The sequence below is a fragment of the Flavobacterium sp. XGLA_31 genome, assembly GCF_051547105.1.
Classification (GTDB): domain Bacteria; phylum Bacteroidota; class Bacteroidia; order Flavobacteriales; family Flavobacteriaceae; genus Flavobacterium.
Window position 1 is genome coordinate 335,330 of the sequence record NZ_JBPTTM010000002.1, and the last position, 26,737, is coordinate 362,066.

Below are 26,737 nucleotides of genomic sequence, written 5' to 3' on the forward strand. Positions count from 1 at the left end.
TATTATGAATCATTACGAAACTGTTTTCATCTTAAATCCCGTTTTATCTGAAGTTCAGGTAAAGGAAACAGTAAGCAAATTTGAAGATTTTCTTACTGCTAAAGGAGCAAAGATGGTATCGAAAGAGGATTGGGGCTTGAAAAAACTAGCTTACGAAATCCAAAACAAGAAAAGTGGTTTTTACCATTTATTCGAATTCCAAGTGTCTCCTGAAGCGTTAATCGCTTTTGAAACTGAGTTCAGACGCGACGAAAGAGTAATGCGTTTCTTGACTGTAAGTCTTGACAAACACGCTATCTCTTGGGCAGAAAGAAGAAGAGCTAAATTAAAAGAATCATCTAAAGCTTAATTATCATGGCAAATTTGCAACAATCAGCTTCAGGAAAAAAAGACGGAGATATCAGATATTTAACGCCTTTAAACATCGAAACTAACAAAACTAAAAAGTATTGTCGTTTCAAAAAATCAGGAATCAAATATGTAGACTACAAAGATCCTGACTTCTTATTGAAATTCGTAAACGAGCAAGGTAAAATTTTACCACGTCGTTTAACCGGAACTTCATTAAAATACCAAAGAAAAGTATCGGTAGCTGTAAAAAGAGCCCGTCACTTAGCTTTAATGCCATACGTGGCCGATTTATTAAAATAATATGTAAACAATAGTTGTTGTCTCGTTGCAACACAACGAGACTAACTTCTCTAATAAAGGACAACAACATGGAATTGATCTTAAAACAAGACGTTCAAAACTTAGGTTTTAAAGACGATGTAGTAACAGTAAAAAATGGTTACGGTCGTAATTACCTAATCCCGCAAGGCTTTGCTACTTTAGCAACTCCTTCTGCTAAAAAAGTTTTAGCTGAAAATTTAAAACAAAGAGCTTTCAAAGAAGCTAAAATTGTTGACGATGCTAAAAAATTAGCTGAAGCCTTAAAAGCTTTGGAAATTAAAATCACTGCAAAAGCAGGTGGAGAAAAATTATTCGGTTCGATTACTAATATTGATATAGCTGCTGCTTTAGAAGCTGCCGGTCAACCAATCGATAGAAAATTTATCACCAGCGGTGTAGTAAAACGTACCGGTAAATATGCTGCTTCTGTGAGATTACACAGAGAAGTAGTTATCGAATTGCCATACGAAATTGTAGCTGAGAAATAATATTTCAACATACAAAACAGAAAGTCCCGATGCAAATCGGGATTTTTTTTAATGTATTTGTGTCAAATTGAAATGAAAAAAAAATAATTGACACAAAGAAGTGTCAGAATAAAGAAAAAATTTTTAATTGACACAAAAGCGTGTCAAAATTAATTACAAAAAACAAATTGACACAGTAACTTCAGCATAGTTTGAACGATTAAAAACAATAAACAAATTCGAGTGAAATATAAAAGATTAACCAAAGAGCAATTCGAAGCCCTGCATCAGGAGTTCAGCAACTTTCTGGCGACGCAGTCTATAGACAAGGCCGAATGGGATTCGATTAAAGCCAACCAGCCCGAAGTGGCAGAACAAGAACTAGACGTGTTTTCCGATTTGATTTGGGAAGGTGTTTTGACTAACGCACAATATTTAGAGCACTTTTCCAAAAACCATATCTTCCTTTTCCATTGCCAAGAAAAATTGATACAGTCGATTGTTTTAAAAGCTTTAGAGTCTGAAGTAAATTTGATGGAGAAAGAAGGGCTACAATGGTTGAGTGATAATTTATTTACCGACACGGTTGAAATTCATTTGGGAAAAAAGGAATACCAAGAAGAAAGAAATCAGGCTATATTTGATTTAATAAAGCAAGGAGCTATACTTAGTGATGGGCAATTATACCTCCAAATCAACGGAATAATTCAATCGTAAAGATTATACTTTTCAAAAATATTGGCTATTTTAGTGCACACAATTTGTAACTAAAATAGCCAATTTCTTTTTATGGATATTCCAAAAATCATTCAGGATTTACGAGATGAACTTAACGAACACAACCATAACTATTATGTGTTGGATCATCCCACTATTTCTGATTTTGAATTTGATCAAAAACTAAAACAACTTCAAGAATTAGAAGCTCAACATCCTGAATATTATGATGAAAACTCCCCAACACAACGCGTTGGAGGGGCCATTACTAAAAATTTCAATACAGTAGTTCATGACTATCGCATGTATTCCCTAGACAATTCCTATTCTAGAGAAGACTTGATTGATTGGGAAACCCGAATTCAAAAAGTTTTAGGGAATGTGCGGTTGCAATATACCTGTGAGTTAAAATATGACGGAGCATCCATTAGCATTACTTATGAAAATGGCAAACTCAAACGAGCAGTCACCCGCGGAGACGGATTCCAGGGCGATGATGTCACAACGAATATAAAAACCATCAAATCGATACCGCTGAAACTGAAAGGAAATTATCCGGACCGATTTGATATTCGTGGGGAAATTATCCTTCCTTTTGAAGGATTTGAGAAAATGAATCAGGAGTTAATAGAAATTGGTGAAACCCCTTATTCTAATCCCAGAAACACTGCTTCGGGCAGTTTAAAATTACAAGACAGTGCTGAAGTGGCCAAACGCCCACTGGAATGTTTGTTGTACTTTATTGTTGGAAACAATTTAAACATAACCTCTCAATTTGAAGGATTGGAAGCTGCCCGTAAATGGGGATTTAAAGTTCCAAAAGAAGCCAAATTGGCCAACTCATTAGATGAAGTTTTTGAATACATTAATTATTGGGATACACATCGTCATCAATTGCCTTATGAAACCGATGGAGTAGTGGTGAAAGTAAATGATTTTCATTTGCAGGATGAACTCGGTTATACCGCAAAATCACCACGTTGGGCCATGGCGTACAAGTTCAAAGCCGAGCAGGTTTCTACGAGATTGAATTCGATTTCGTATCAAGTAGGAAGAACAGGTTCAATAACACCGGTAGCCAATTTGGAGCCGGTGCAACTGGCTGGTACTATTGTAAAAAGAGCTTCGTTACACAATGCCGATCAAATTGAGAAATTAGATATCCGAATTGGAGATACGGTTTTTGTAGAAAAAGGAGGTGAAATTATACCGAAGATAATAGGAGTAGATTTTGCAAAAAGAAATACAGATTCTGAACCAACACTATACATTACCCATTGTCCGGAATGTCATTCGGAACTAGTCCGAACAGAAGGAGAAGCTAATCATTACTGCCCTAATTTTTATGGTTGTCCGCCACAAATTATTGGTCGAATTCAACATTTTATATCGCGCAAAGCGATGGATATAGAAGGACTGGGAGGTGAGACTGTGGCATTGCTATACAATAACGGATTGGTAAAAGATTATGCAGATTTATACCAACTAACGGTGGAACAAATTCTTCCGTTGGAACGTATGGCACAAAAATCGGCGGAGAACTTAGTCAATGGTGTTCAGAAATCAAAAGAGGTTCCATTTGAAAGGGTTTTGTATGCAATCGGAATTCGATACGTTGGAGAAACCGTAGCCAAGAAATTGGCTAAACACTACAAATCTATTGATGCCCTTCAACACGCATCTATGATGGATTTGATTTTGGTGGATGAAATTGGAGATAAGATTGCCCAATCGGTCATTGAGTTTTTTGACAATTCGGAAAATGTAAAAATTATCGAACGATTAAGGCAATATGGTGTTCAGTTGGAATTGATTGAAAAACACAATCCAAATGCCACAACAATTTTAATTGGTAAAACCTTTGTTGTTTCCGGAGTTTTTGAAAAGTTCTCTCGAGATGATTTAAAGAAAGCCATTGAAGATAACGGAGGGAAGGTAGGTAGTTCAATTTCGGCCAAGACTGATTTTGTTGTAGCCGGTGAAAATATGGGACCCGCAAAATTAGAGAAAGCGGTTCAGTTAAAAGTTCCGATTATATCGGAGGATGATTTTTTACTCATGATTGCCACGAAAGAATAATTCATCCTAATTAAGAAATGATTTAAAACAAACTGCATAAGGAATTCAAATCCCCAAATAATATTGTATTTTTAAACATATAAAAAAGTAGCCGATGGGATATTACCCCAATAGTTGGAAAAAAAACAAAATGACAAGTCAACTGCTGATGGCCTTTTTTCTGGTTGCAGTAATGGAAATAATTGCTGAATATCGAGGGGATACAACTTGGATTTGGATCACGAAACCATTGCTTTTACCTTTATTGGCGGCTTATTACATTAGGCGTTCAAAAAGAATAAATTGGTTTTTCATCTTAGCACTCTTTTTTAATTGGATTGCTAATATGCTCTTTATACAAAGTACTTTTAATTTAATCATTTATGGTGTGATTTTCTTTAATCTATACCGAATCTTGGTTATCTATATTATAATAAACAAAGTAAAAATGCCCAGTATTGTTCCTCTAATTCTGGGGTCAATTCCTTTCATGTTTATTTATTTTTCTGTTACCATTTTTACTTATGATGTCTTAGGTAAAAATGTATACCTTTTTTTAGCCCAAAGTATATTTACCATCTTTTTAGGAGGATTCAGTTTAGGAAATTATATACTGATGTCCGATAAAAAAAATTCTTTGTTACTATTGAGTACGTTAGCTATGGCTTTCAATCAGTTCATATTTCTTTTGAAATTTTATTACAATTCCGCAAATTTATTTCAGGCGATTGCTATGGTGTTGTTCATATTAGGACAATTTTTATTGACTAAATACATTTTTTATACCGAAAAGAAAAAACAGAAGTTTGTCATTACTAATAAAATAGAAGAAATTTAAAATTCAATGCAAAAAACCTTCATAAGCATAGTAAAGGCTTTAACAATCATTTACTTTATAACTGCTGTTTTAGAAGTTATAGCGGAGTATTTTATGGCTAAATCTTTTATTTTCGTACTCAAGCCTTTCGTTACGATGTTGCTTTTAGTGCTGTATTGCACCAAATCGGAGCAACCGAGTAAATTATTTGTAACGGTTTTGTCGCTTTCATTGGTTACAAACCTCTTGTTCATCCCCAATAAACCCATTTACTTGTATTATGCTTTAATTGTGTTTACTATCCACAGAGTATTGGAATTGTATCTGATTTTTAGTTTGCAAAAAGTTAAAGATTATATCCCGCTCATCATTGCTACGGCACCCTTCATGCTTATTTTCTTTTATCTTTTTATGGAGACCCAAGATATTCCCGAAGAGAGTTATATGCTTTTAGTCATTCAAAACATCCTGATTTCACTTTTTGCGGGCGTCGCTTTGTCCAGCTATGTGATGGATGATAATAAACAAAACTCAATACTCCTCATAAGTGCTTTGCTATTTGTAATGTTACAGTTTAGTGTTTTTGTGGAAAAATTTTATTTAGCAAATGAGTTTCAACAGTTGTTTCGTCCTTTGGCCATGGCACTGAACGCTTTAGCCTTTTTCTCATTGTATAAATATGTCATTAGCGCAGAAAAATCAACCAACAATAATTGATTTACCTACAGCGGTTTTAGCTTCAGAATCAAAATAAAAATCAATTCGTCCTAAGTTTACTCCGTAACAACCAACCTGATTCACCAATACGTCTTTACCGTCAGCATTTTTCAGAACAGTAGGTCTGTCAAGAAATGTGTGAGTGTGACCGCCGATAATTAAATCAATGTCTTTAGTGAGTCCGGCGAGTTTGATATCGCATATTTTTTCAGGTTCATCTTTATATTTGTAACCAATGTGAGATAGGCAAATCACCAAATCACATTTTTGCTCATGCTTTAAAATACGAGCCATATCTTGTGAGATTTCTACGGGGTCATTGTATACAGTTTCTTTATAGTTTTTCTTATCAACTAATCCTTCTAGTCCTACACCAAGGCCAAAAATACCTACTTTAATTCCATCTTTATGGAATATCTTATAGGGTTTAACATGACCATTCATAACCGTGTTTTTAAAATCGTAATTGGCCGAAACAAATTCAAAATCAGCGTTTGGTAATTGATTATAAAGCCCGTCAATACCATTGTCAAAGTCGTGATTGCCAATAGTTGCCAAATCATATTTCATCATGCTCATTAGTTTGAATTCCAATTCTCCTCCGTAATAATTGAAATAAGGAGTTCCTTGAAAAATATCACCGGCATCCAACAATAAAACATTGGGGTTTTCTTTTCGAATGGTTTCAATCAAAGCTGCTCTTCGGGCCACACCACCCATATTAGGGTTTTTAGGGTGATTCGGAGGAAACGGATCAATATAGCTGTGCACATCATTAGTGTGCAGTATGGTCAAGTGTTTGGTATCAAATGTTTTAAAGCTGCTTAACGATAGGCCTCCTAATCCTAAAAAAGCTGAAGTTAACGCTGTATTCTGAATAAAATCTCTTCTTTTCATTATTAATACTGTAATTTAGTTTCCAAACTATTCTTTGGAAATTCGAATATCTTTATTAGCTGTAATTGTTTTATTTTCTTTAAAATAATCGATGATGATATTGCGTAATTTGTATTCCAAATCAAATTTCTGAATTCCTTTTTTAAAGAAATTCATATTATCTCCTCCGTTGGATAGGTAATCAGATGTGGCCACATAGTAAACACGATTATTTTCTAAAGGCATTCCCTGAACCTGAATATTTTTAGGTTGATTGTTTTTGTCAATGATAAAAGTCATACCGGACAAGGGGTGTGGTTTTTTTTCAGAAATGATATAATTGACAATTTCCAAAATTTGTTCTCCTTTTAAGGCAATCACTACAGAACTGTTTTCAAAAGGCATTATTTCAAAGGCATTTCGAGCAGTAACATCCCCTTTAGGAATGACGGTACGAATACCACCATGGTTTAATAAACAAATATCAACGGATTTATTTTCGCGCAATTGAAAAATTTTATTTGATTTTTGGAAGGTAATGTCAGATAAAAAATTTCCCATGGGGGTTTGCCATTCGCCTGATTTGTCAATAGTTTCAGGAGCTGTGGACAAAACAATACTCAAATCTTTATCAATTTTATCCCGATATGGTTTTATAAAATTTTCAATATCAACTACTTCAGCATTTTTGTCTGTAATGCCTATTTCTTTGCCTTCAATTTTTGTTACCGTGTATTTTTTTTCAGCACAGGAAAGAAAAGCTGAAAATGTTAATAATAAAACAAAATGTTTCATTAAAACGCTATAGTTTTTTAGTTTTACCATCGCTTTTGGCGCTAATTTTAGTAATTTTGTAATTCAAGTAAAAGTAGTATGTTTTTAAATTACTTCAAGGATTTTTCAACAAAAAAAATAGTTAAAAAAAGTTTATCCAATGTTAAGCCTATTGCTTCCGATAAAGTGATTAAGACCGTCGGAATTATTTTTGACGAAAGCTATTTTTATGAAAGAGAAGCCTTGGTCCAGGAATTAATTCAAAATGGAATTGAGGAAAATAACATCAAATTTTTGGTGTTCAAAGACAAAATAAAAAAGAATGAAGTTTTTGACTATCCGGTTTTCAGCCACAAAGACTTGAGCTGGAATGGAACCTTTGATAAAAATGAAGTAAAAGAGTTTATCGCTGAGCCCTTTGATTTATGGATAAATTATTACGACACCGAAAAAGCAGCTTTGCTGTTGGTTTCTCATTTATCTAAAGCAAGTTTTAAAGTTGGTTTCGCTTCGGTTGATAAGCGATTGAATCATTTTATGATTAATACCAACGCTGAAAATTACAAGGTTTTCATGGATGAATTATTTAAATATTTGAAAATTCTAAACAAACTATAACATGCAATCACTAATCGGAACAGGCGTTGCGCTTGTTACTCCATTTAAAAAAGACTTCTCAGTAGATGTCGACGCTTTAAAAGCCATTGTAAATTTTCAAATTGATAACGGAATCGACTATTTAGTTGTTTTAGGAACAACAGCCGAAAGCGCCACATTGTCAAAAGCGGAAAAACAATTGGTAATAAAGACCGTAGTGGAAACCAATAACGGTAGATTGCCTTTAGTTTTGGGGGTAGGGAGTAATAATACTGCTGAAGTTGTTGAAGAATTGAAAACAGGAGATTTTTCAGATTTCACAGCTATTCTATCTGTTTCTCCCTACTATAATAAACCTACACAGGAAGGGATTTATCAGCATTTTAAAGCTGTAGCCGAAGCCTCACCACTTCCTGTTATTTTATATAATGTACCCGGCCGAACGGCCAGTAATATGTTGCCTTCAACCATCATTCGATTGGCTAATGACTTTAAAAATGTGGTAGCTGTTAAAGAAGCTGCCGGTGACATGGTTCAAGCCATGAAATTGATTCAGAACAAACCTAAAGATTTTTTGGTGATTTCAGGAGACGATATGATTACACTGCCAATGGTTTTAGCCGGTGGAGCAGGGGTTATTTCTGTAATTGCCGAAGGTTTTCCAAAACAATTTTCTGAGATGGTGCATTTAGGTTTAAATAAAAGAGTGGACGATGCCTATAAATTGCATTACCTAATTGCTGATTCCATCGATATGATTTTTGAGCAAGGTAATCCTGCCGGAATCAAAGAAGTCTTTAAATCACTGGGCTTATCAGAAAATGTGGTGCGATTACCACTGGTGAATGTTGATGAAAATTTGGCTCACAGAATACATGATTTCACAACTAAAATTTCAAAAATGTAATTTTTGTGAAGTCAAAAAAAATATTTTGTAGTCTACAATTAATAACTAAATTTGCAGTTGATTTTTACTTGGCAAAACGCCTTTAAAATCAGCAGCATTAAATCAAAAAATGAAGAAATTTTTAGCCGTTTTTGCAGTAATAGTATTTTTCTCTTCGTGTAGTGAATACCAAAAAGCATTGAAATCAGAAGATGTTGAAATGAAATTCAATGTGGCAACCAAAATGTATGAAGCCAAGAAATACGGCAAAGCGATTCGTCTTTTTGAGCAAATAGCGCCTGCTTACAAAGGAAAACCATCTGCAGAGAAGATGTTTTATATGTATTGTCAATCGCTGTACAAAACAGAACAATACTATTTAGCGGGTTATCAGTTTGAAAGTTTTGCTTCCAGTTATCCAAGAAGCCAAAAAATGGAAGAAGCATCTTTTTTAGGTGCTAAGTGTTTTGTACAATTATCTCCGGTTTACAGCTTGGATCAGACCGATACATACAAAGCTATTGATAAATTACAGAGCTTTATTGACACATATCCGCAATCTTCCAATCTTGCCGAAGCCAATACCATGGCCAAAACATTAAGAGAAAAACTGGAAAAGAAAGCATACGAGAATGCTAAAATATATAATAACGTTGCCGATTATAAAGCAGCCATGGTAGCTTTTGATAACTTTATTATCAATTATCCGGGAACACCTTATAAAGAAAAAGCACTGTTTTATAAATTGGATTCGGCTTACAAGTTGGCCATTAACAGTATTCAATCAAAAATGGAAGAGCGTTTAAAAAATGCTAAACAAGCTTATTTAACTTTGATAAAATTCAAAGCAGACACAGAATTCAAAGCACAAGCTGACGAAATGTTGGCCCGAATAGATAAAGATTTACAACAATTTTCTAAATAATTAAATCATGGATTTAAAAAAGACAAATGCCCCGGTAAATACAGTTACCTACAACAAAACTGTAATTGAAGAAAGAACAGGTAATGTTTACGAGGCAATTACAATTATGGCTAAAAGAGCAAATCAAATCAATTCTGAAATCAAAAAAGAATTGACTGAAAAATTGGAAGAGTTTGCTACTTACAACGATAGTCTTGAGGAAATTTTTGAAAACAAAGAACAAATCGAAGTTTCTAAATACTACGAAAAATTACCAAAACCACACGCATTGGCTGTTCAAGAATGGCTTGATGACAAAATTTACTACAGAGATACTACAAAAGACTAATAAGGATGTCTGTTTTAAGCGGTAAAAAAATAGTACTCGGCGTTTCCGGAGGAATTGCTGCTTATAAGACTGCAACTTTAGTCCGTTTATTTATAAAAGCCGGTGCACAGGTCCAAGTGATTATGACACCGGCTTCTAAGGATTTTGTAACTCCGTTAACCTTATCCACTCTTTCCAAGAACCCGGTGCATTCCGCTTTCTTCAATGAAGAAGACGAAAATGCTCAATGGAACAATCACGTAGAATTGGGTCTTTGGGCTGATTTAATGTTGATTGCTCCGGCCACTGCCAATACGCTTTCCAAAATGGCCAATGGCAATTGTGACAATCTTTTAATTGCTACTTATTTATCGGCTAAATGTCCAGTCTACTTTGCGCCGGCAATGGATTTGGACATGTACAAACATCCATCCACGATTTCAAGTTTTTCGCTTTTGCAGAAATTCGGAAATATCATGATTCCTGCCGAAAGTGGAGAGTTAGCCAGTGGTTTATCAGGAGAAGGTAGAATGGCGGAACCTGAAAACATCATTACTTTTTTAGAAAATGATTTGGAGAGTAAGCTACCGCTTCGTGGAAAGAAAATTTTAATTACTGCAGGTCCAACCTATGAAGCTATTGATCCTGTTCGTTTTATTGGGAATCACTCTTCGGGCAAAATGGGATTTGACATTGCACAAAGCGCAGCTAATAATGGGGCTGAAGTGACTTTGGTTTCCGGTCCTACCGCACTTTCTGTATCCCATCCCAATATCAATTTAATAAGGGTTACTTCAGCAAAAGAAATGTATGAAGCCTGTCATCAACATTTCCACAATACGGATGTTGCTATTTGTGCTGCGGCGGTTGCTGATTACAGACCAAAAAAAGTAGCGGAACAGAAAATAAAAAAAGCCGCTGATGATTTTACCATTGAACTCGAAAAGACAGAAGATATTTTAGCTTCTTTGGGCAAAATAAAAGAAAATCAATTGCTAATCGGTTTTGCATTAGAAACAGAGAATGAAATTGAAAATGCCAAGTTGAAAATTCAGAAAAAAAACTTAGATTTGATTGTTTTAAATTCGCTTCAGGATGAAGGAGCCGGTTTCGCAAAGTCAACGAATAAAATTACTTTTATAAATAAAGACTTTGTTGTTGAACCCATGCCTTTAAAATCAAAACAAGCAGTAGCGGATGATATAATAAATAAGGTAATAGTACACTATGAAAAAAACAGCTAGTTTTCTTTTTTTGTTTTTTATTGGAGCACTTCAAGCTCAGCAATTAAATTGTACCGTACAAGTGAATACGGAAAAATTGGCTTCTACCAACAGTCAGGTATTTAAAACATTACAAAATGCCATCAGTGATTTTGTCAATAAAACTGACTTTACTGGGGAAACCCTGAAACAAAATGAGAAAGTAAGCTGTTCCATGATTATCAATTTAAACAGTTACGATTCCAATCAATATTCGGCTACCATACAAGTTCAATCTTCGCGACCTGTTTTTAATTCTACTTATTCTACACCTGTATTTAATTATTATGATAAAGATTTTAATTTTAGTTATGTAGAGTTTGAAAATCTGAACTTTGATCCGGCCAGTTTTAATTCTAATTTGGTTTCCGTACTTTCTTATTACAGCTATATGATATTAGGTTTTGATTCGGATACCTATGCGCTTAAAGGGGGGACAAACTGGTTTAATGTTGCCCAGCAAATTCTAACTGTAGCCCAACAAGGAGGATATAAAGGTTGGAGTCAATCAGACAGTACACAAAACAGATATTTCCTGGTTAACGATGTTCTTTCCGGGACATTTGATGCGTTCAGAGAAGCAAGCTACGAATACCACAGAGAGGGATTGGATATGATGAATCAAGATTTAAAATTGGCCAAAACTAAAATTTTGGAATCGGTTAATGCCTTGAATGCCATTTATAAAATTCGTCCAAATGCCTTTTTGACGCGAATCTTTTTTGATGCTAAGGCTGATGAAATTGTATCAATACTTTCCGGTGGTCCCAGCGTTCCTATAGCAGATACTGTTGATACTTTGAATAAACTTTCTCCAATCAACTCCAGCAAGTGGGCATCCATTAAGTTATAATTAGTACTTTTACTATTCGAACTTTTCCTGTTACATTCAAGCATGATTACAACTCTTTCAATCGAAAATTTTGCATTGATAGAAAAATTAGATATTGATTTTTCCAATGGCTTTTCAATCATTACCGGAGAAACCGGTGCCGGAAAATCAATACTTTTAGGCGCTTTAGGATTAGTTTTAGGCAAACGTGCCGATTTGTCTTCGCTTAAAAATAAAGAAGAAAAATGCATCGTTGAAGCTCATTTTTCTATTGGCAAATATGATTTACAAAATTTCTTTGAAATCAATGATTTGGATTACGAAGAAGAAACCATCATCAGGAGGGAGATACTTCCTTCCGGAAAGTCAAGAGCTTTCGTAAACGATTCTCCGGTTAACCTTCAACAGCTGCAGGATTTAAGTTTGTATCTTATTGATATACACTCCCAGCATCAAACATTAGAATTGTCTGAGGAAGAATATCAATTCAAAATCATAGATGCTATTGCTGACAATCAGCGGACAGTTGCTGAATATCAGAATGTTTTAAAACAATATCGAACGGCAAAATCAGCTTTAGAAGATAAAAAAAGTAGTTTTTCAGCCATTCTCAAAGAGAAAGATTATAATGAATTTCTTTTTAACGAATTACAGTCAGCCGGTCTAAAAGCCGGGGAACAAGCAGAGCTCGAACAAACCTATGAGGCACTGAACAATGTTGAATTCATTAAGGAAAACCTTGAAAGACTATTGGCACTGGCGAATGAAGATGAATTTGGGGTATTGAAAAATTTAAAAGAGTTCAAAGTTGCACTACAAAAGAACATTAACTTTTCCTCGGAATATTTAGCACTTTTTGAAAGAACTAATTCAGTTTTGATTGAGTTTGATGATATTGTTAAAGAGTTGAATCGAGAATCAGAATTAGTTTTCAATGATCCGGAAAAACTGGAATTAATCAATCAAAAGCTGCAACTTATTTACAGTTTGCAAAAAAAACACAATGTAGCCACTGTTGAAGAACTTATAGATATTCAAACGGAATTAGAAAATAAAGTTGTTTCGGTTTCCGAATTTGAAGAAGAGATTGTAACAATTGAAGAGAGTATCAAAGATTTTGAGCTTCAACTGGATGGAATTGCTTCTGAAATAAGTAAAAACAGAAAGAATGCCATACCAAGTCTAAGTGAGAAACTTATCGAAATTCTTAGCCTGTTAGGAATGCCTAACGTTCGTTTTAAAATAGAAATTTCAGATTCACCGACGTACCACAACAACGGGAAAGATCAATTGTCTTTTTTGTTTTCTGCCAATAAAGGAACCGATTTCGGGCTGCTGAAAAAAGTGGCTTCCGGTGGGGAAATGTCGCGAATTATGCTGGCGGTAAAATCTATTTTATCACAATATACAAAATTGCCGACAATCATTTTTGATGAAATTGACACGGGAGTTTCAGGTGAGATAGCGAATAAAATGGGAGAAATAATGCGGGATATGAGTAAATCTATGCAGGTTTTTGCAATTACCCATTTACCGCAAATCGCTGCCAAAGGAAACCAACATTACAAAGTTTTCAAATCAATTCAGGGAGAAACTACCGTTTCAGAATTAAAACTACTGACAGGCGAGGAGCGCATAATTGAAATTGCCGAAATGCTTTCGGGTAAAGAAATTTCAGATTCAGCGTTGAATCATGCTAAAGCCTTGCTTAACTAACCGTTTTAATTTATTATTTTTGTGCCACCATTAACTAAAAAATTTACAATTTAATTTCAAAAAAATATGATTATAGAGCCTAGAATGCGCGGATTTATTTGTTTAACAGCTCATCCCGATGGTTGTGCGCAAAGTGTTAAAAATCAAATAGCTTATGTAAAATCAAAAGGTTCTATTGACGGTGCCAAAAAAGTATTAGTCATAGGTGCTTCTACCGGTTTTGGATTGGCTTCCAGAATCACAAGTGCTTTTGGTTCAGGAGCGGCTACCATTGGAGTTTTTTTTGAAAAAGAACCTGCAGAAGGGAAAACAGCTACTCCGGGTTGGTACAATTCTGCCGCTTTTGAAGTAGAAGCCGGAAAGGCTGGTTTGTATGCCAAAAGCATTAATGGAGATGCTTTTTCTAATGAAGTAAAACAACAAACAATTGATTTAATCAAAGCAGATTTAGGACAAGTGGATTTAGTGATTTACAGTTTGGCTTCACCTGTTCGAATGCATCCGGTGACCGGAGTTCTGCATCGTTCAGTTTTAAAACCTATAGGTAATACTTTTACGAATAAGACGGTTGATTTTCATACAGGTAACGTATCTCAGGTTTCAATTGAGCCTGCCAGTCAGGAAGATATTGATAACACTGTTGTGGTTATGGGAGGGGAAGATTGGGCTATGTGGATGGAAGCTTTAAAAGCTGCCGGAGTTTTGGCAAATGGTGCCACAACCGTTGCATATTCTTATATTGGACCTGAAGTAACCGAAGCCGTTTACAGAAAAGGAACTATTGGAAGAGCCAAAGATCATTTAGAAGCTACGGCCTTTGAAATTACTGATGCTTTAAAAGAAATAAACGGAAAAGCATATGTTTCGGTTAATAAAGCATTGGTTACCCAAGCGAGTTCGGCGATTCCGGTAATTCCATTGTATATTTCTTTATTGTACAAAATAATGAAAGCTGAAGGTGTACACGAAGGCTGCATTGAACAAATTCAACGCCTCTTTGCTGAGAGATTATACGCTGAAGGAACTGTACCGACAGATGAAAAGGGAAGAATAAGAATTGATGATTGGGAGATGCGCGAAGACATACAGGCTCAAATAAAGGCTTTGTGGGATACCGCTACCACTGAAAATCTTTCTCAAATTGGAGATTTGGCAGGATACAAACAGGATTTCTTAAATCTTTTTGGGTTTGGTTTTGATGGAGTAGACTATCAAGCGGATGCAAATGAACTATTTTTAGTTCCGAGCATAAAAAGTTGAATTCTGTTAGAAATATTTTAAAAAGAAGCATTAAAACTCACAAATATTTGTGAGTTTTTTTTATTTACTCTAAATTTATAGTCAATTAACTTATAAACTAAAAACACATGAAAAAAATTACTTTGCTATTTGCCATCCTCTGCGCTTGGCAAATCAATTCTCAATCGCTTAATCAGAGTGCGAGTTGGCCCAATCCGGCATGGACAATTACAGGGTCCTATAATGCCGGAGCCAGTACTTTTGAGAGCAATCCGATTACTACTGCAAATTTTGCATACGACGATGACGACGCAGGTTCAGGACACGAAGACAATATTGCCGCAGAATCACCGGTGATTGATTTGACACCGGCTTTTACAGCAGGAGATATAGGTTTAGTCGTTACGGTTAACTACGGTTATAATTACTTAGCCGATGACATTTTAAGATTCGAATATTGGGATGCTGATGCAGCTACCTGGGTTGTTTGGGGCGGTAATCTCCCGGGAAACAGCACCAGTGTTTATGATGATTTTTGTACAATTCCCAAAACAGTTTTTACTACTCCGGTATTATCGATGGTAGGGTTTACATCAACTCAGTTAAGTGGGTTTAAATACAGAATTCATTATGATGACAGTTTAGCCGGAATTGACTGGAATTGGGGTTTTTGCTTTGATTCACCAGTTATATCGTCCGTTTCTTGTATTCAACCAACAGGTTTAGCTGCCAATGTAACATCTGCTACAACTGTTGACTTAAGTTGGATTGCTGGAGGAACAGAAACAACTTGGGATATTGAGTTGGTGAATCTGACAAACGGAGAAACTCAAACAGGTACCCCAACATACACTAACATAACAAATCCTTACACTGCAACGGTAGAGGCACAGAGTAATTATGCTTTTTATGTGAGATCAAATTGTGGAGCTTCAGGATATAGCAGTTGGTCTGCTGCTTATACGTTCAACACTACTTTAATTCCAGGTTGTGCAACAAATCTAACTCCTATTGATGGTGCTGTTGATATTGTTCCGGGAACTGTGCTCTTTTCATGGGATGCTCCGACAACAGGGGACCCTGCTACATCTTATGATTTATATTATGGGTTAACTCCCGGAAGTGCTACTATTTTGGTTGGGAACTATTTAACCACATCAGCTTCTATCACAATCACAGGTTACAGTACTACTTTTTATTGGAAAATTGTTCCTAAAAATGACGGCGGCTCTTCAACCGGTTGTGCAGAATGGAGTTTTACAACAGCAGATCCACCACCACCACCTGCTAATGATGAGTGTACCGGTGCAATTCCTTTAACTCCAGGTGGCGTATACTCAGATTATATCACTGATGGAACAACATCAAGTGCGACAACATCATCCCAATCTGCTCCTACAACTTGTTTCGGATTTGCTGGTGGAGATGTTTGGTATAGTGTAGTAGTACCGGCCAGCGGAAGTTTAACCTTAGAAACAGGAGACTCTACAGCGGGAGCAACCGGTTTGGATACCGTATTCACAATTTATAGTGGTGATTGCGGTGCTTTGACTCAAATTGATTGCGATGATGACTCAGGAGCGGGAGCTTATTCTCTAAAAAGTATAACAGGTCAAGTTCCGGGTTCTACTTTGTACATAAGAGTATATGAATATAATAATGATAATGCCGGAGGTTTTGGAATTTCTGCTTATGATGCTTCGTTATCAAATTCATCATTTGATAATGCAAATTTTTTGTATTATCCAAACCCGGTGAAAAACATCTTGAATTTGTCATATTCTCAACAGATTTCAAATGTTGAAGTCTTTAATTTACTAGGGCAAAAAGTGATTTCAACTAATTACAGTGCAAATCAAGCGCAAGTGGATATGTCTAATTTGTCAGACGGAGCCTATATGGTGAAAGTTACTTCAGCTGAACAGATTAAAACAATCAAAGTAATTAAACAATAATATTTTAAACTGCTATACCAAAAGCCATCTGAATATCAGATGGCTTTTTTATTTAATATATTATTTGTATTACATTTATATTTAGTTTATTTTTATGAACATTTAATTTCAAATTCAGTTACAATGAAAAAAATTACTTTATTTTTATTACTGTTTTTTTGTGTCCAGATGCAGGCACAATCAATCGTAATCGGCACTGGAACAGTGTCAACAGCAGGAACAGGAAGCGATCCGGTTGATGGCTATTTTGAATCATTCAGATATCAGATAGTCTATACAGCCGCAGAATTGAGTGCTTCATTAACCCCTTATGATCAAATTACAGCCTTGGGCTTCTCAATTGATGAAGATTATGGAGGGGGTCTTCTTTATGGGTATACCATAAAAATGGGACACACAACAGCTACCAATTCTGCCTCACACAATTTTAATGCAACCACAGTAGTCAAAAACTCATTTGATTATGACCCGACTGAAACTGTTGCTGGTGATTTCGATATGATTAATTTTGACACTCCGTTTATCTGGAATGGTGTTGATAATATTGTAATTGAGATTTGCTCTGAAGGACCAAATGCTTTCACAGATCCATATGGTGGTGTCAGAGCTACCGCTATGACAAATGGTTCCAGAAGATACCGTGTTGATGGAGATGTTGCATGTAATACTGAAACAGGGACAACAAGTGCTAACCGACCTAATATTAAATTTAATTATACTGAGGGGACACCTCCAACATGTTTACCTCCTTTTGCCGGACTATCAACAGTAACGTCTTCAACTACAGCTAATTTAAGCTGGACTTCTGGGGGAGCAACTAATTTTGAAGTGGTTGTTCAATTGGCAGGTTTGAGTATTCCTGCTACAGCAAACGATACCGGCGTTAACGTAACAGGTAACAGCTATTCAGCAAGTCTACTGTTACCACAAACTGCCTATGAGTTTTATGTGAGAGGAGAATGTACAGATGGCGCTGATTTTAGTACTTGGGCCGGGCCATATACTTTTAATACAACTCAAGTTCCGGGCTGTGCAACGAACTTAACTCCTGCTGATGGAGCTATTGATGTTTTAGTACCGAGTTCAGTATTATTTTCATGGGATGCACCAACAACAGGAGATCCGGCGGAGTCATACGATATGTATTATGGATTAACTCCGGGTAGTGCAAATATTTTTGTTGGAAACTATCTTACTACCTCGGCTACTATTGATGTTTCTGGATACGGTACAACTTTTTATTGGAAAATAGTACCTAAAAACATAGGAGGTTCTTCAATTGGATGTGCTGAATGGAGTTTTACTACTATTGATGCTCCCGGATATTGCTTAGATGCCCCTAATGGTCAATGGCCTTCGGGAGTTATTACCCCTGATACTTGTGATGGACTTACAGAAAATATAGTTACTGAAAATGGTTATGCAGGTGAATACTCATTAGTAAATGTGACTGCGGGCCAAACTTATGTATTCAAAAGCTCTATTCCAACTGATTTAATCACTATTAGTTCTGATGACGGAGTCACTGCAACTGCTTATGGACCAAATCCGGTTACTTGGGTTGCTGATGTGACTGGAGAGGTTCGATTTTATACACATTTAGACGAACAATGTGGAGCAGATTCAAATCCAAGAACACGTTCGGTTGTATGTGGATTACCACCGGCTGATTCTCCAGATTACGTTAATTTACAATGGCCACCATCGGCTACAATTCCTCAAGGGGGAAGTTTTACGGTTTATGGTCAGATATATGAAGCAGGTTTAACCGAAGGAACAAACGGTCAGGCTGCTGGAATTAATGCTTGGGTGGGTTACAGTACATCCAACACCAATCCTAATTCATGGTCAAATTGGATTCCGGCAACTTTTAACATTGAAACAGGACCTAACAATAACAATGATGAATATATGGTGACTTTTGGTGATGCATTACCTCCCGGAACCTATTATTATGCAACCCGATTCAATTTAAATGCTGGAGGTTATGTTTATGGTGGTATTAATGCCACTAATGATGGTAACTTTTGGGATGGTACAACTTATTTAAGCGGTGTTTTAACTGTTTTACCACCACCAGCACCAGCAAATGATAATTGTACAGATGCTATTGCTTTAACAGTAGGAGGTGTTTATGGAGATCATTTAACTGATGGAACTAATTTAGGAGCAACGAACTCTACACAAGCGGATCCAACTACTTGTTTTGGTTATGCAGGAGGTGATGTTTGGTATAGTGTAGTGGTACCGGCCAGTGGATCGTTGACTATTGAAACAGGAGATTCTTCTACAGGAGAAACTGGTTTAGATACAGTAATTACAGTTTATTCAGGAGATTGTACTACTCCGATTCAGGTAGGTTGTGATGATGACGGTGCAGATACCGGATCATATTCCTTCTTATCGTTAACAGGACAGACTCCGGGAGCGACTTTGTTAATAAGAGTTTATGAATACAACAATGATGGAGTGGGAGGCTTCGGAATATCAGCCTATGATGCCTCTCTTTCAAGTGACGCATTCAACAGTTCCAATTTTAACTATTATCCAAATCCGGTTAAAAATATTTTGAACTTAACCTATGCTCAAGGAATTTCAACTGTAGAAGTGTTTAATTTATTAGGACAAAAGGTTATTTCTAATAAATGTAATGATAATCAGGCTCAGATTGATATGTCCAATTTATCGGATGGAGCTTATATGGTAAGAGTGACTTCCAAAGATCAGGTAAAAACTCTGAAAGTAATTAAGCAATAATTTTATCTAATGATTATGACAAAAACCACCAGAAAATAGGTGGTTTTTGTTTTTTATAAAACTTATCTTTGTTAAAATTTTAAGCATGTTGTTTTCTGTTATTATACCTGTTTACAATCGACCTGATGAAATTGTTGAGCTTATAGAAAGCTTATTGATTTTGGATTTTGAAAAGCCTTATGAAATAGTTATAGTCGAAGATGGGTCAACAGTAACTTGCAAAGAAGCAATTGAAAGATTTAAATCTTCATTAAATATTTCGTATTATTTTAAAACCAATACCGGTCCGGGAGATTCCAGAAATTTTGGAATGAAGGTGGCAAAAGGAGATTATTTTATCATTTTTGATTCGGATTGTATTATTCCCAAAAACTATTTAGCTGAAGTAGAGCAGGAGTTGAACAAAAATTACGTAGACTGTTTTGGAGGATCTGATGCCGCTTTGGACTCGTTTTCGGATATTCAAAAAGCTATTAATTTTGCCATGACTTCTTTTATGACGACAGGAGGAATCAGAGGTGGTTCTGAAAAACTGAACAAATTTCAACCGAGAAGTTTTAATATGGGAATTTCTAAGAATGCTTTTGAGGCATCAAATGGCTTTGGCAATATTCATCCCGGAGAAGACCCGGATTTGTCAATAAGACTTTGGAAATTAGGTTTTCAAACCCGACTTTTTTCAAAAGCTTTTGTATATCACAAGCGAAGAATAGATTGGAATAAATTTTCGATACAGGTAAACAAATTCGGCAAAGCTCGACCGATATTGGACAGCTGGTATCCCGAATATTCGAAGCTAACCTTTTTCTTTCCTACATTTTTTATCCTAGGCTTTGTTGGGGCTTGTTTTTTATTGTTGTTTAACATAATGTGGCCTATATTCTTCTATGCGCTTTATTTTATAGCAATTTTTGTTTTGTCTTCGGTTGAAAATAAGAGCTTTAAGATAGGTTTTTTATCAATGATAGCTGTTTATAAACAGTTCAAAGGTTACGGAAGCGGTTATTTAATATCTTATATTAAAATAAAATTGATGAAACAAAAACCGGAAGTCGCTTTTCCGGAATTATTCTTTAAAGTACAATAATGGCTAAGATAATCGGATTAACAGGCGGTATTGGTAGTGGAAAAACTTTAGTTGCAAATTACCTGAAGTCAAAAGGTATACCGGTTTATATTGCTGATGATGAAGCTAAATTGCTAATGCAGTCTGATGATATCCTCAAAACTCTTGTCGAAGAATTTGGGGATGATATTCTAAAAGATGGAATACTCAACAGAGAAAAATTGGCTCAGTTGGTTTTCAATAATCCACAAAAACTTCAAAAGCTCAACACTATTGTCCATCCCATAGTAAAAAAGCATTTTGATTCCTGGGTGAGTAAACATCAAGATTTTCCTTTTGTAGTTAAAGAGGCCGCGATACTTTTTGAAAGCGGAAGTTATAAAGATTGTGACAGCATCATTACGGTTACAGCACCTTTAGAAACCCGCATTGAACGAGTTGTATTGCGTGACAAAACAGATGCGAAAAATGTCTTAAACAGAATGAAAAATCAATGGACTGACGAAGAGCGTATTGCAAAAAGCAATTATGTAATCAACAATATTTCTGTTAAAGAAACCCAAAGACAAACTGATAGAATTCTTAAATTATTAAAAAATCAATAATTAATATTTGAGATGTTAATGTTTGGTTAATGTATTTATTGCTTAAATGTTAAAATGTTAAATTTGTTCGATGAATAAATTGTTTTTCCGATTACTTGTCATTTTAATGAGTTTGTCTTTAATAGGCATTATACTTGTTCAGGTGTATTGGTTTGATAAATCTTTTGAAAACAATGAAGAGCAATTTAAGTTTCACGTTAAGCAAGTTCTAGGAAATGTTGCGGATAAACTACAAAAACAAGAAACCTATAAGTTTTTTGAGCAGTATAATCACGTTAAAGACAGTATGGGTAAAGTTCCGAAAAGAAGTGACTTCTTGGAATTGTATCTCTATCAGCGAGACACCAGAACTAACGAAACGATAGTTTATACCAACAATATTATTTCTGAAGATTACGGGGTTACTTCATCATCGCTCTTTGACAAAAAAACAGATAATCAGACGCCAATTAAAAATTACTCGGCAAAAAGCAAAACTGAGATTTACAGTAAAGGTGTGGACAATTCGGGAATGAAGCAAAATTTAGCGCCCGATGTTAAAATTGAAAAAACAAAATCATTAGACACCTGGACAGATTCACAGTTTGAAATGCTTTACAAAGATTTGGCCGCTCTCAAGCCTATACAGGAAAGAGTTACTAACGAACAATTGCAAAAGTTGTTGGCCGATGAAATGAATGAGTACGGGGTAAAAACTCCTTTTGAATATAATGTTTACAGCAACGGTTTAGCCACCAAAATAAAATCAGAAAGTTTTAAGTATGACAAATCATCTACTTATTCCATTCCGATATTTATTGATAACGAAGGAAATAATAAGTATCAGTTACTCGTTACTTTTCCTCAAAAAAAGAAATTCTTATTTTCGGAATTAATCGGGATTTGCCTACTGTCTATCATATTTACTTTAGTGATTATCATTGCCTATTCCAGTGCTTTAAGCCAATTAATTAAGCAACGTCAGATTTCGGAAATTAAAACCGATTTCATAAACAATATGACACATGAGTTTAAGACACCTATCGCCACAATAAATTTGGCTTTAGATGCTATTAAAAATCCAAAAGTCATTGAAGATAAAGAAAAGGTACACCGTTACCTGCAGATGATACGTGATGAAAACAAACGCATGCATGCCCAAGTGGAAAATGTGTTGCGTATTTCAAAACTGGAAAAGAAAGAATTAGAAATAAATAAAGAATCTAACAATATTCACGATATCATTGAAGATGCTATTGAGCATGTCAATTTAATTGTTGAAGACCGTAACGGTTCAATTACTACTCATTTAAACGCCACCAGAACGTCTGTCTTATTAAACGATGTTCATTTTACCAATGTATTGGTGAACATCTTGGATAACGCTATAAAATACTCGCCAAACGAACCCATGATTGACATTTACACTGAAAACATAAAGGAATTTGTCATTATCAAAATTAAAGATCAAGGAGCCGGAATGACAAAAGCGGCTCAAAAAAGAATATTTGAAAAATTTTATCGTGAACATACCGGTGATGTGCACAACGTAAAAGGGCATGGTTTAGGTTTAGCTTACGTAAAAAGAATTGTAGAAGACCACAACAGCGAAATCTTCGTTGAAAGTGAAAAAGGAAAAGGAAGCACATTTATTATTAAAGTCCCACTCATAAATTAACATATATGGAAACAAACAAAAAAATTCTTTTAGTCGAAGATGATCAGAACTTTGGAATAGTTCTCAGAGAATATTTGACCTTAAATGATTTTGAAGTAACCCTAGCTAAAAACGGCATGGAAGGCTTTGAAAAATTCAAAAAAGACAATTTCGATTTGTGTATTTTGGATGTTATGATGCCTTACAAAGACGGTTATACCTTAGCCAAAGAAATACGCGAAAAAAACAAGGACGTACCTCTGATTTTTTTAACGGCTAAATCGATGAAGGAAGATGTAATGAAAGGATATAAAGTTGGAGCTGATGATTATTTGAATAAACCTTTTGATTCTGATGTATTATTGATGAAAATTAAGGCTATCATTCAGAGAAAATCGGTAGAAAGCAAAAATGAGCCAGCTAAATTTGAGTTCCAAATAGGTAAATTTCTTTTAAATTCTAAATTAAGATATTTAAAATTTGAAAATGAAGAGCCAATCAAATTATCGCCAAAAGAGTCAGATTTATTGAAAATGATGGCAATGTATGAAAACGATTTAATGCCAAGGGAATTGGCGTTAACTAAAATTTGGAGAGAAGATAATTATTTCACTTCGAGAAGTATGGACGTGTATATTGCTAAATTACGTAAATATTTGAAAGAAGATCCAAACGTTGAAATTCTCAATATTCATGGAGAAGGATTTCGATTGGTTATCAAAAAATAAAGGTAGAGGCTTCGGGAAACCGGAGCCTTGTTATTTTAAATGCAATTGCAGGGCAAAGCAAACTTTAGCATCCTTTTCAACAGTATAAACAACAGTGTTTAACTCTTCTTTTTGGTTGAGGGTAACTATATCGCTCATAGCAACTTCTTTCAGATAGTTCATCTCAAAACTATCAATTTTTTGATTAATGAGGATATTCAAATCAACCGTATCCAAACACCACTCCAAATACTTGACACTATTGGCATGATTCACAATATCTAAATCCGATAATTTAACAACATGTGTTCCTTTATTTTGCATTTCCTGCTGAAAGTCAATTTTACTGAAAGATTGCACAGTTGCTCTGTCAGAATATTTTTGAAAATGTTGATGCGGCAAAACTAAAGATTCGGGTCTTCGTGTTTTGGTATTGAAAACCGCCCAAAATGTTTCACATCCAACGATTTTCTTGTCACCAAGATATACTTCTAAACAGCGGATGGAACGTGAATTCTCTAATGAGTTAATCCAGGTTTTTATCGTAATAACATCTCGCCATTTGGGCATGGCTGAAATTTCCACTCTCATACGACTGAGTACCCATGCTTGGTGATGAACTTGCATATCCGTAAAACTAATACCTCCCATTTCAGCATGCAAACCTGCCGTCAATTGTAAAATATTGCACAAATCAGTGTATTTGAGATAACCGTTTGGATAACATTGGAGAAAATTAATTTCCCAATTTTTAGATAAAATAGATGTGAAACCGAAAGATATAGACATTTACTTAATTTTAGATTCAATGTAATTTGTAATCCTATCCATATCTGTCAGGTAATCAAACCAAACTGTATTTTCATTGCGTTTAAACCATGTTACTTGTCTTTTCGCAAATCTTCTGGTATTCATTTTAATGTTCTCTACTGCTTTATCTAATGTTACAGTTGCGTCCAAATACTCAAATAATTCGCGATAACCGACAGTTTGTAAGGCATTCAACATCTTGTACGGAAACAAAACTTCGGCTTCACTCAAAAGACCTTCTTTCATCATAATGTCTACCCGTTGGTTGATACGTTCATACATAATTTCTCTGTCAGCTTCCAAACCGATGATGATAGGAGTAAAGTTTCGACGGTTTTTCTTTTGTCCGACAAATGAAGAGTAAGGCTTTCCGGTGCCCAAACATACTTCAACAAAGCGCTTCATGCGTTGCGGATTTTGAAGGGTTTGGGGATTTTCGGTGAGGAGTTTTTGATAATAATCAGCATCTCTTTTTTTCAATTCTTGCTGAAGATAATCTAATCCAAATATCTCAAAATCAGCATTTATTTCATCTCTTAACGACTTGTCTATATTCGGAAAATCATCAAACCCTTTGAGTACAGCATCTACATATAAACCGGAACCACCTACCATAATTTGGACTTTATTTTTTAGAAATAAAGTGTCGAGCAAGGCAATGGATTCCTGTTCAAAATCGCCTACAGTGTAGCTGTCAAAAATAGATTTATTTTGAATGAAATGATGTGGTGCAGAAGCTAATTCATCCTTACTTGGAACCGCTGTACCGATAGCCATTTCTTTATAAAACTGCCGGCTGTCACAGGACAAAATATCGCATCCGAAATGTTTTGCTAAGGCAATACTTAAAGAAGTTTTTCCTATGGCTGTTGGTCCGACAATGACAATTAAGTAGTTCACAATATATTTTTTAGCCCCGATGGAAGCAGGCTACCGTGTAGCGCGGACAGCGAAAATAGCTCCCTGTCAATTAAAATTTAATAATTTTCATCACCTTATTTCTACGTAAAAATCCCTGAATAATAGTACGTGTGTCCCGATTGTTTTGCATAGGAATGATGATGTTTTTCAGGATTTCAATGTTATTGACTTGGTAATTTAAATCAAAGAAGCAATACCCTTTATAAACTCCGTTCTCAATCAAAACGGCGCTACGTTCATCAACAGTACGCCCTCGATCAATAATGACCATATTGCTGTTGTTAAACTTCATTTCCTGAATGAATTCCTCCACGCGTTGATTGTAATCTTCCGGGGATTCTTTGCCTAAACAAGCTCCCAAACATTCTTTAATTTTTAACTGAAAGCAACCATTTTTGGTTTCATATAAACCATTAATCTTTTGACACAATTGGTGTTCCGCTGTTATTTTGAAGAGCAAGTTTCGCCCTTCTTGTAAAGAAGCAAATGAGGTAATCTCTTTTTTGCGTCCATCAGCTTTTTGAACTTTTAATGCTAAATAACCGTTTTCATCTTTATCGGCATAAAGGGCATACTGAAAAATGGTTTTGCGTTGAGAACGGTTATAGATTGGTTTATTGATTTTTATTTCTTCACTTTCTTTCAAAAGAGCAATTAGTTCACTACCTGTTACTTCGTAGGTTACGGCAAAAACATCCCGTTGGATTTTTTTACTTTTGCCCGAAGTACCTGTAAAGTGCTGGCTAATTCGCTTTTTAATGTTACGGCTTTTACCAATATATATCAAATCACCTTTCTCATTATGCATATAGTAGATTCCGGTTTTACTAGGCATACTTTCCACTATATCCAATAATTTAGGAGATAATCCTTTCTTGATTTCTGCTTTGATAAGACTGATGAGAATTTCTTTTTCGACATCTTTCGCCAAAAGCATTTTGAAAAGTTTTACGGTAGCCATGGCGTCACCATTGGCTCTATGCCGGTCAGCAACAGGTATGCCTAAGGAACGAACCAGTTTTCCCAAGCTGTAAGAAGGTTGTCCCGGAATCAGCTTTTGCGACAATTCGACTGTACAGAGCGTCGGTTTGACGTAATCATAACCCAATCGGCCAAACTCGGTACGCAGTATGCGATAATCAAAAGAGGCATTGTGAGCCACAACAATACAATCCTGAGTAATTTCAATAATGCGCTTGGCTACTTCATAGAACTTGGGAGCCGAGCGCAACATAGCATTATTAATACCGGTAAGTTTTACCACGAAAGGCTGTATTGGCTTCTCGGGATTGACCAAACTGATAAATTGGTCGACAATTTCATGACCGTCAAATTTGTAAATTGCAATCTCAGTGATGCCTTCTTCGTTGAACTGGCCTCCGGTGGTTTCTATGTCGAGTATGGCGTACAAATCAGTG

26 protein-coding genes are annotated in these 26,737 nt (G+C 35.5%); 21 read left to right on the plus strand and 5 right to left on the minus strand.

Features of this window, described 5'->3' with window-relative positions:
* Window positions 1-4: 4 nt before the first annotated feature.
* From rpsF to ACSVH6_RS05505, 7 genes are all read left to right on the plus strand, one after another.
* Window positions 5-349 (plus strand): 30S ribosomal protein S6, encoded by a 345-nt coding sequence (rpsF, locus tag ACSVH6_RS05475; protein ID WP_438076355.1) that lies wholly within the window; start codon window positions 5-7, stop codon window positions 347-349.
* Window positions 350-354: 5 nt separating this feature from the next.
* Window positions 355-651, plus strand: a complete 297-nt coding sequence (rpsR, locus tag ACSVH6_RS05480; protein WP_131476582.1) for a 30S ribosomal protein S18 — start codon at window positions 355-357, stop codon at window positions 649-651.
* 68 nt (window positions 652-719) lie between these two features.
* Window positions 720-1,160 (plus strand): 50S ribosomal protein L9, encoded by a 441-nt coding sequence (gene rplI, locus ACSVH6_RS05485; RefSeq protein ID WP_438076356.1) that lies wholly within the window; start codon window positions 720-722, stop codon window positions 1,158-1,160.
* Between the two features lie 222 nt (window positions 1,161-1,382).
* The gene (locus ACSVH6_RS05490; RefSeq protein WP_438076357.1) at window positions 1,383-1,856 is read left to right on the plus strand and encodes a DUF6495 family protein; all 474 of its coding nucleotides are present in this window, start codon (window positions 1,383-1,385) and stop codon (window positions 1,854-1,856) included.
* Window positions 1,857-1,928: 72 nt separating this feature from the next.
* Window positions 1,929-3,935, plus strand: a complete 2,007-nt coding sequence (gene ligA, locus ACSVH6_RS05495) for an NAD-dependent DNA ligase LigA (RefSeq protein WP_438076358.1) — start codon at window positions 1,929-1,931, stop codon at window positions 3,933-3,935.
* A gap of 172 nt (window positions 3,936-4,107) precedes the next feature.
* Entirely contained in the window at window positions 4,108-4,752 is a 645-nt protein-coding gene (locus ACSVH6_RS05500) for a lysoplasmalogenase family protein (RefSeq protein ID WP_438076727.1), read from the plus strand.
* A 6-nt stretch (window positions 4,753-4,758) separates the two neighbouring features.
* On the plus strand, window positions 4,759-5,448 hold the full coding sequence (locus tag ACSVH6_RS05505; RefSeq protein ID WP_438076360.1) for a lysoplasmalogenase family protein: 690 nt from the start codon (window positions 4,759-4,761) through the stop codon (window positions 5,446-5,448).
* On the opposite strand, the gene ACSVH6_RS05510 is transcribed toward ACSVH6_RS05505, so the two are convergent.
* Window positions 5,431-6,345 carry a bifunctional metallophosphatase/5'-nucleotidase gene (locus tag ACSVH6_RS05510; RefSeq protein ID WP_438076362.1) on the minus strand — a complete coding sequence of 305 codons (915 nt, stop codon included), beginning with the start codon at window positions 6,343-6,345 and terminating at the stop codon, window positions 5,431-5,433. The genes ACSVH6_RS05505 and ACSVH6_RS05510 overlap by 18 nt on opposite strands.
* 27 nt (window positions 6,346-6,372) lie before the next feature.
* A complete protein-coding gene (locus ACSVH6_RS05515; protein ID WP_438076364.1) occupies window positions 6,373-7,119 on the minus strand; it encodes a 5'-nucleotidase C-terminal domain-containing protein in 747 nt (248 codons plus the stop codon).
* A gap of 78 nt (window positions 7,120-7,197) precedes the next feature.
* On the opposite strand from ACSVH6_RS05515, the gene ACSVH6_RS05520 reads away from it, so the two are divergent.
* The 14 genes from ACSVH6_RS05520 (at window position 7,198) to ACSVH6_RS05585 (ending at window position 23,609) form a co-directional block, all read left to right on the plus strand.
* Window positions 7,198-7,716: a DUF6913 domain-containing protein gene (locus ACSVH6_RS05520; protein WP_438076366.1), complete on the plus strand. Its 519-nt coding sequence runs from the start codon at window positions 7,198-7,200 to the stop codon at window positions 7,714-7,716.
* Between the two features lies 1 nt (window position 7,717).
* Window positions 7,718-8,602 carry a 4-hydroxy-tetrahydrodipicolinate synthase gene (dapA, locus tag ACSVH6_RS05525; RefSeq protein WP_438076368.1) on the plus strand — a complete coding sequence of 295 codons (885 nt, stop codon included), beginning with the start codon at window positions 7,718-7,720 and terminating at the stop codon, window positions 8,600-8,602.
* Window positions 8,603-8,711: 109 nt separating this feature from the next.
* Window positions 8,712-9,506 carry an outer membrane protein assembly factor BamD gene (locus tag ACSVH6_RS05530; protein WP_438076370.1) on the plus strand — a complete coding sequence of 265 codons (795 nt, stop codon included), beginning with the start codon at window positions 8,712-8,714 and terminating at the stop codon, window positions 9,504-9,506.
* A 7-nt stretch (window positions 9,507-9,513) separates the two neighbouring features.
* Entirely contained in the window at window positions 9,514-9,834 is a 321-nt protein-coding gene (locus tag ACSVH6_RS05535; protein WP_284652222.1) for a DNA-directed RNA polymerase subunit omega, read from the plus strand.
* A 5-nt stretch (window positions 9,835-9,839) separates the two neighbouring features.
* The gene (gene coaBC / locus ACSVH6_RS05540; RefSeq protein ID WP_438076372.1) at window positions 9,840-11,057 is read left to right on the plus strand and encodes a bifunctional phosphopantothenoylcysteine decarboxylase/phosphopantothenate--cysteine ligase CoaBC; all 1,218 of its coding nucleotides are present in this window, start codon (window positions 9,840-9,842) and stop codon (window positions 11,055-11,057) included.
* Window positions 11,041-11,928 (plus strand): DUF4835 family protein, encoded by an 888-nt coding sequence (locus ACSVH6_RS05545; RefSeq protein WP_438076374.1) that lies wholly within the window; start codon window positions 11,041-11,043, stop codon window positions 11,926-11,928. Before coaBC ends, ACSVH6_RS05545 begins: the two co-directional genes overlap by 17 nt.
* Window positions 11,929-11,970: 42 nt before the next feature.
* Window positions 11,971-13,623, plus strand: coding sequence for a DNA repair protein RecN (recN, locus tag ACSVH6_RS05550; protein ID WP_438076376.1), 1,653 nt, complete (start codon window positions 11,971-11,973; stop codon window positions 13,621-13,623).
* Window positions 13,624-13,689: 66 nt separating this feature from the next.
* On the plus strand, window positions 13,690-14,883 hold the full coding sequence (gene fabV, locus ACSVH6_RS05555) for an enoyl-ACP reductase FabV (protein ID WP_438076378.1): 1,194 nt from the start codon (window positions 13,690-13,692) through the stop codon (window positions 14,881-14,883).
* A gap of 107 nt (window positions 14,884-14,990) precedes the next feature.
* On the plus strand, window positions 14,991-16,817 hold the full coding sequence (locus ACSVH6_RS05560) for a T9SS type A sorting domain-containing protein (RefSeq protein ID WP_438076380.1): 1,827 nt from the start codon (window positions 14,991-14,993) through the stop codon (window positions 16,815-16,817).
* A gap of 123 nt (window positions 16,818-16,940) precedes the next feature.
* Entirely contained in the window at window positions 16,941-19,574 is a 2,634-nt protein-coding gene (locus ACSVH6_RS05565; RefSeq protein WP_438076381.1) for a T9SS type A sorting domain-containing protein, read from the plus strand.
* An 85-nt stretch (window positions 19,575-19,659) separates the two neighbouring features.
* Window positions 19,660-20,661 carry a glycosyltransferase gene (locus tag ACSVH6_RS05570; protein ID WP_438076383.1) on the plus strand — a complete coding sequence of 334 codons (1,002 nt, stop codon included), beginning with the start codon at window positions 19,660-19,662 and terminating at the stop codon, window positions 20,659-20,661.
* Window positions 20,661-21,245, plus strand: a complete 585-nt coding sequence (coaE, locus tag ACSVH6_RS05575) for a dephospho-CoA kinase (protein ID WP_438076385.1) — start codon at window positions 20,661-20,663, stop codon at window positions 21,243-21,245. The genes ACSVH6_RS05570 and coaE overlap by 1 nt, the downstream gene beginning before the upstream one ends.
* Before the next feature lie 70 nt (window positions 21,246-21,315).
* Entirely contained in the window at window positions 21,316-22,902 is a 1,587-nt protein-coding gene (locus tag ACSVH6_RS05580) for a sensor histidine kinase (RefSeq protein WP_438076387.1), read from the plus strand.
* Between the two features lie 5 nt (window positions 22,903-22,907).
* Window positions 22,908-23,609, plus strand: a complete 702-nt coding sequence (locus tag ACSVH6_RS05585; protein WP_438076389.1) for a response regulator transcription factor — start codon at window positions 22,908-22,910, stop codon at window positions 23,607-23,609.
* Window positions 23,610-23,639: 30 nt separating this feature from the next.
* Here the strand turns inward: ACSVH6_RS05585 and ACSVH6_RS05590 are convergent, their stop codons facing one another.
* The 3 genes from ACSVH6_RS05590 to ACSVH6_RS05600 form a co-directional block, all read right to left on the minus strand.
* Window positions 23,640-24,377 (minus strand): acyl-[acyl-carrier-protein] thioesterase, encoded by a 738-nt coding sequence (locus tag ACSVH6_RS05590; RefSeq protein WP_438076391.1) that lies wholly within the window; start codon window positions 24,375-24,377, stop codon window positions 23,640-23,642.
* A complete protein-coding gene (gene miaA, locus ACSVH6_RS05595; RefSeq protein ID WP_438076393.1) occupies window positions 24,378-25,298 on the minus strand; it encodes a tRNA (adenosine(37)-N6)-dimethylallyltransferase MiaA in 921 nt (306 codons plus the stop codon).
* Window positions 25,299-25,368: 70 nt separating this feature from the next.
* Entirely contained in the window at window positions 25,369-26,730 is a 1,362-nt protein-coding gene (locus ACSVH6_RS05600) for an exonuclease domain-containing protein (RefSeq protein WP_438076395.1), read from the minus strand.
* Between the last annotated feature and the right edge of the window lie 7 nt (window positions 26,731-26,737).

Excerpts from the sequence above, each read along its gene's own strand:
- rpsF (WP_438076355.1), top strand. The coding sequence starts at position 5 with ATGAATCATTACGAAACTGTTTTCATCTTAAATCCCGTTTTATCTGAA.
- rpsR (WP_131476582.1), top strand. The coding sequence starts at position 355 with ATGGCAAATTTGCAACAATCAGCTTCAGGAAAAAAAGACGGAGATATC.
- rplI (WP_438076356.1), top strand. The coding sequence starts at position 720 with ATGGAATTGATCTTAAAACAAGACGTTCAAAACTTAGGTTTTAAAGAC.
- ligA (WP_438076358.1), top strand. The coding sequence starts at position 1,929 with ATGGATATTCCAAAAATCATTCAGGATTTACGAGATGAACTTAACGAA.
- ACSVH6_RS05500 (WP_438076727.1), top strand. The coding sequence starts at position 4,108 with ATGGAAATAATTGCTGAATATCGAGGGGATACAACTTGGATTTGGATC.
- ACSVH6_RS05505 (WP_438076360.1), top strand. The coding sequence starts at position 4,759 with ATGCAAAAAACCTTCATAAGCATAGTAAAGGCTTTAACAATCATTTAC.
- ACSVH6_RS05510 (WP_438076362.1), bottom strand. The coding sequence starts at position 6,345 with ATGAAAAGAAGAGATTTTATTCAGAATACAGCGTTAACTTCAGCTTTT.
- ACSVH6_RS05515 (WP_438076364.1), bottom strand. The coding sequence starts at position 7,119 with ATGAAACATTTTGTTTTATTATTAACATTTTCAGCTTTTCTTTCCTGT.
- ACSVH6_RS05520 (WP_438076366.1), top strand. The coding sequence starts at position 7,198 with ATGTTTTTAAATTACTTCAAGGATTTTTCAACAAAAAAAATAGTTAAA.
- dapA (WP_438076368.1), top strand. The coding sequence starts at position 7,718 with ATGCAATCACTAATCGGAACAGGCGTTGCGCTTGTTACTCCATTTAAA.
- ACSVH6_RS05530 (WP_438076370.1), top strand. The coding sequence starts at position 8,712 with ATGAAGAAATTTTTAGCCGTTTTTGCAGTAATAGTATTTTTCTCTTCG.
- ACSVH6_RS05535 (WP_284652222.1), top strand. The coding sequence starts at position 9,514 with ATGGATTTAAAAAAGACAAATGCCCCGGTAAATACAGTTACCTACAAC.
- coaBC (WP_438076372.1), top strand. The coding sequence starts at position 9,840 with ATGTCTGTTTTAAGCGGTAAAAAAATAGTACTCGGCGTTTCCGGAGGA.
- ACSVH6_RS05545 (WP_438076374.1), top strand. The coding sequence starts at position 11,041 with ATGAAAAAAACAGCTAGTTTTCTTTTTTTGTTTTTTATTGGAGCACTT.
- recN (WP_438076376.1), top strand. The coding sequence starts at position 11,971 with ATGATTACAACTCTTTCAATCGAAAATTTTGCATTGATAGAAAAATTA.
- fabV (WP_438076378.1), top strand. The coding sequence starts at position 13,690 with ATGATTATAGAGCCTAGAATGCGCGGATTTATTTGTTTAACAGCTCAT.
- ACSVH6_RS05560 (WP_438076380.1), top strand. The coding sequence starts at position 14,991 with ATGAAAAAAATTACTTTGCTATTTGCCATCCTCTGCGCTTGGCAAATC.
- ACSVH6_RS05565 (WP_438076381.1), top strand. The coding sequence starts at position 16,941 with ATGAAAAAAATTACTTTATTTTTATTACTGTTTTTTTGTGTCCAGATG.
- ACSVH6_RS05570 (WP_438076383.1), top strand. The coding sequence starts at position 19,660 with ATGTTGTTTTCTGTTATTATACCTGTTTACAATCGACCTGATGAAATT.
- coaE (WP_438076385.1), top strand. The coding sequence starts at position 20,661 with ATGGCTAAGATAATCGGATTAACAGGCGGTATTGGTAGTGGAAAAACT.
- ACSVH6_RS05580 (WP_438076387.1), top strand. The coding sequence starts at position 21,316 with ATGAATAAATTGTTTTTCCGATTACTTGTCATTTTAATGAGTTTGTCT.
- ACSVH6_RS05585 (WP_438076389.1), top strand. The coding sequence starts at position 22,908 with ATGGAAACAAACAAAAAAATTCTTTTAGTCGAAGATGATCAGAACTTT.
- ACSVH6_RS05590 (WP_438076391.1), bottom strand. The coding sequence starts at position 24,377 with ATGTCTATATCTTTCGGTTTCACATCTATTTTATCTAAAAATTGGGAA.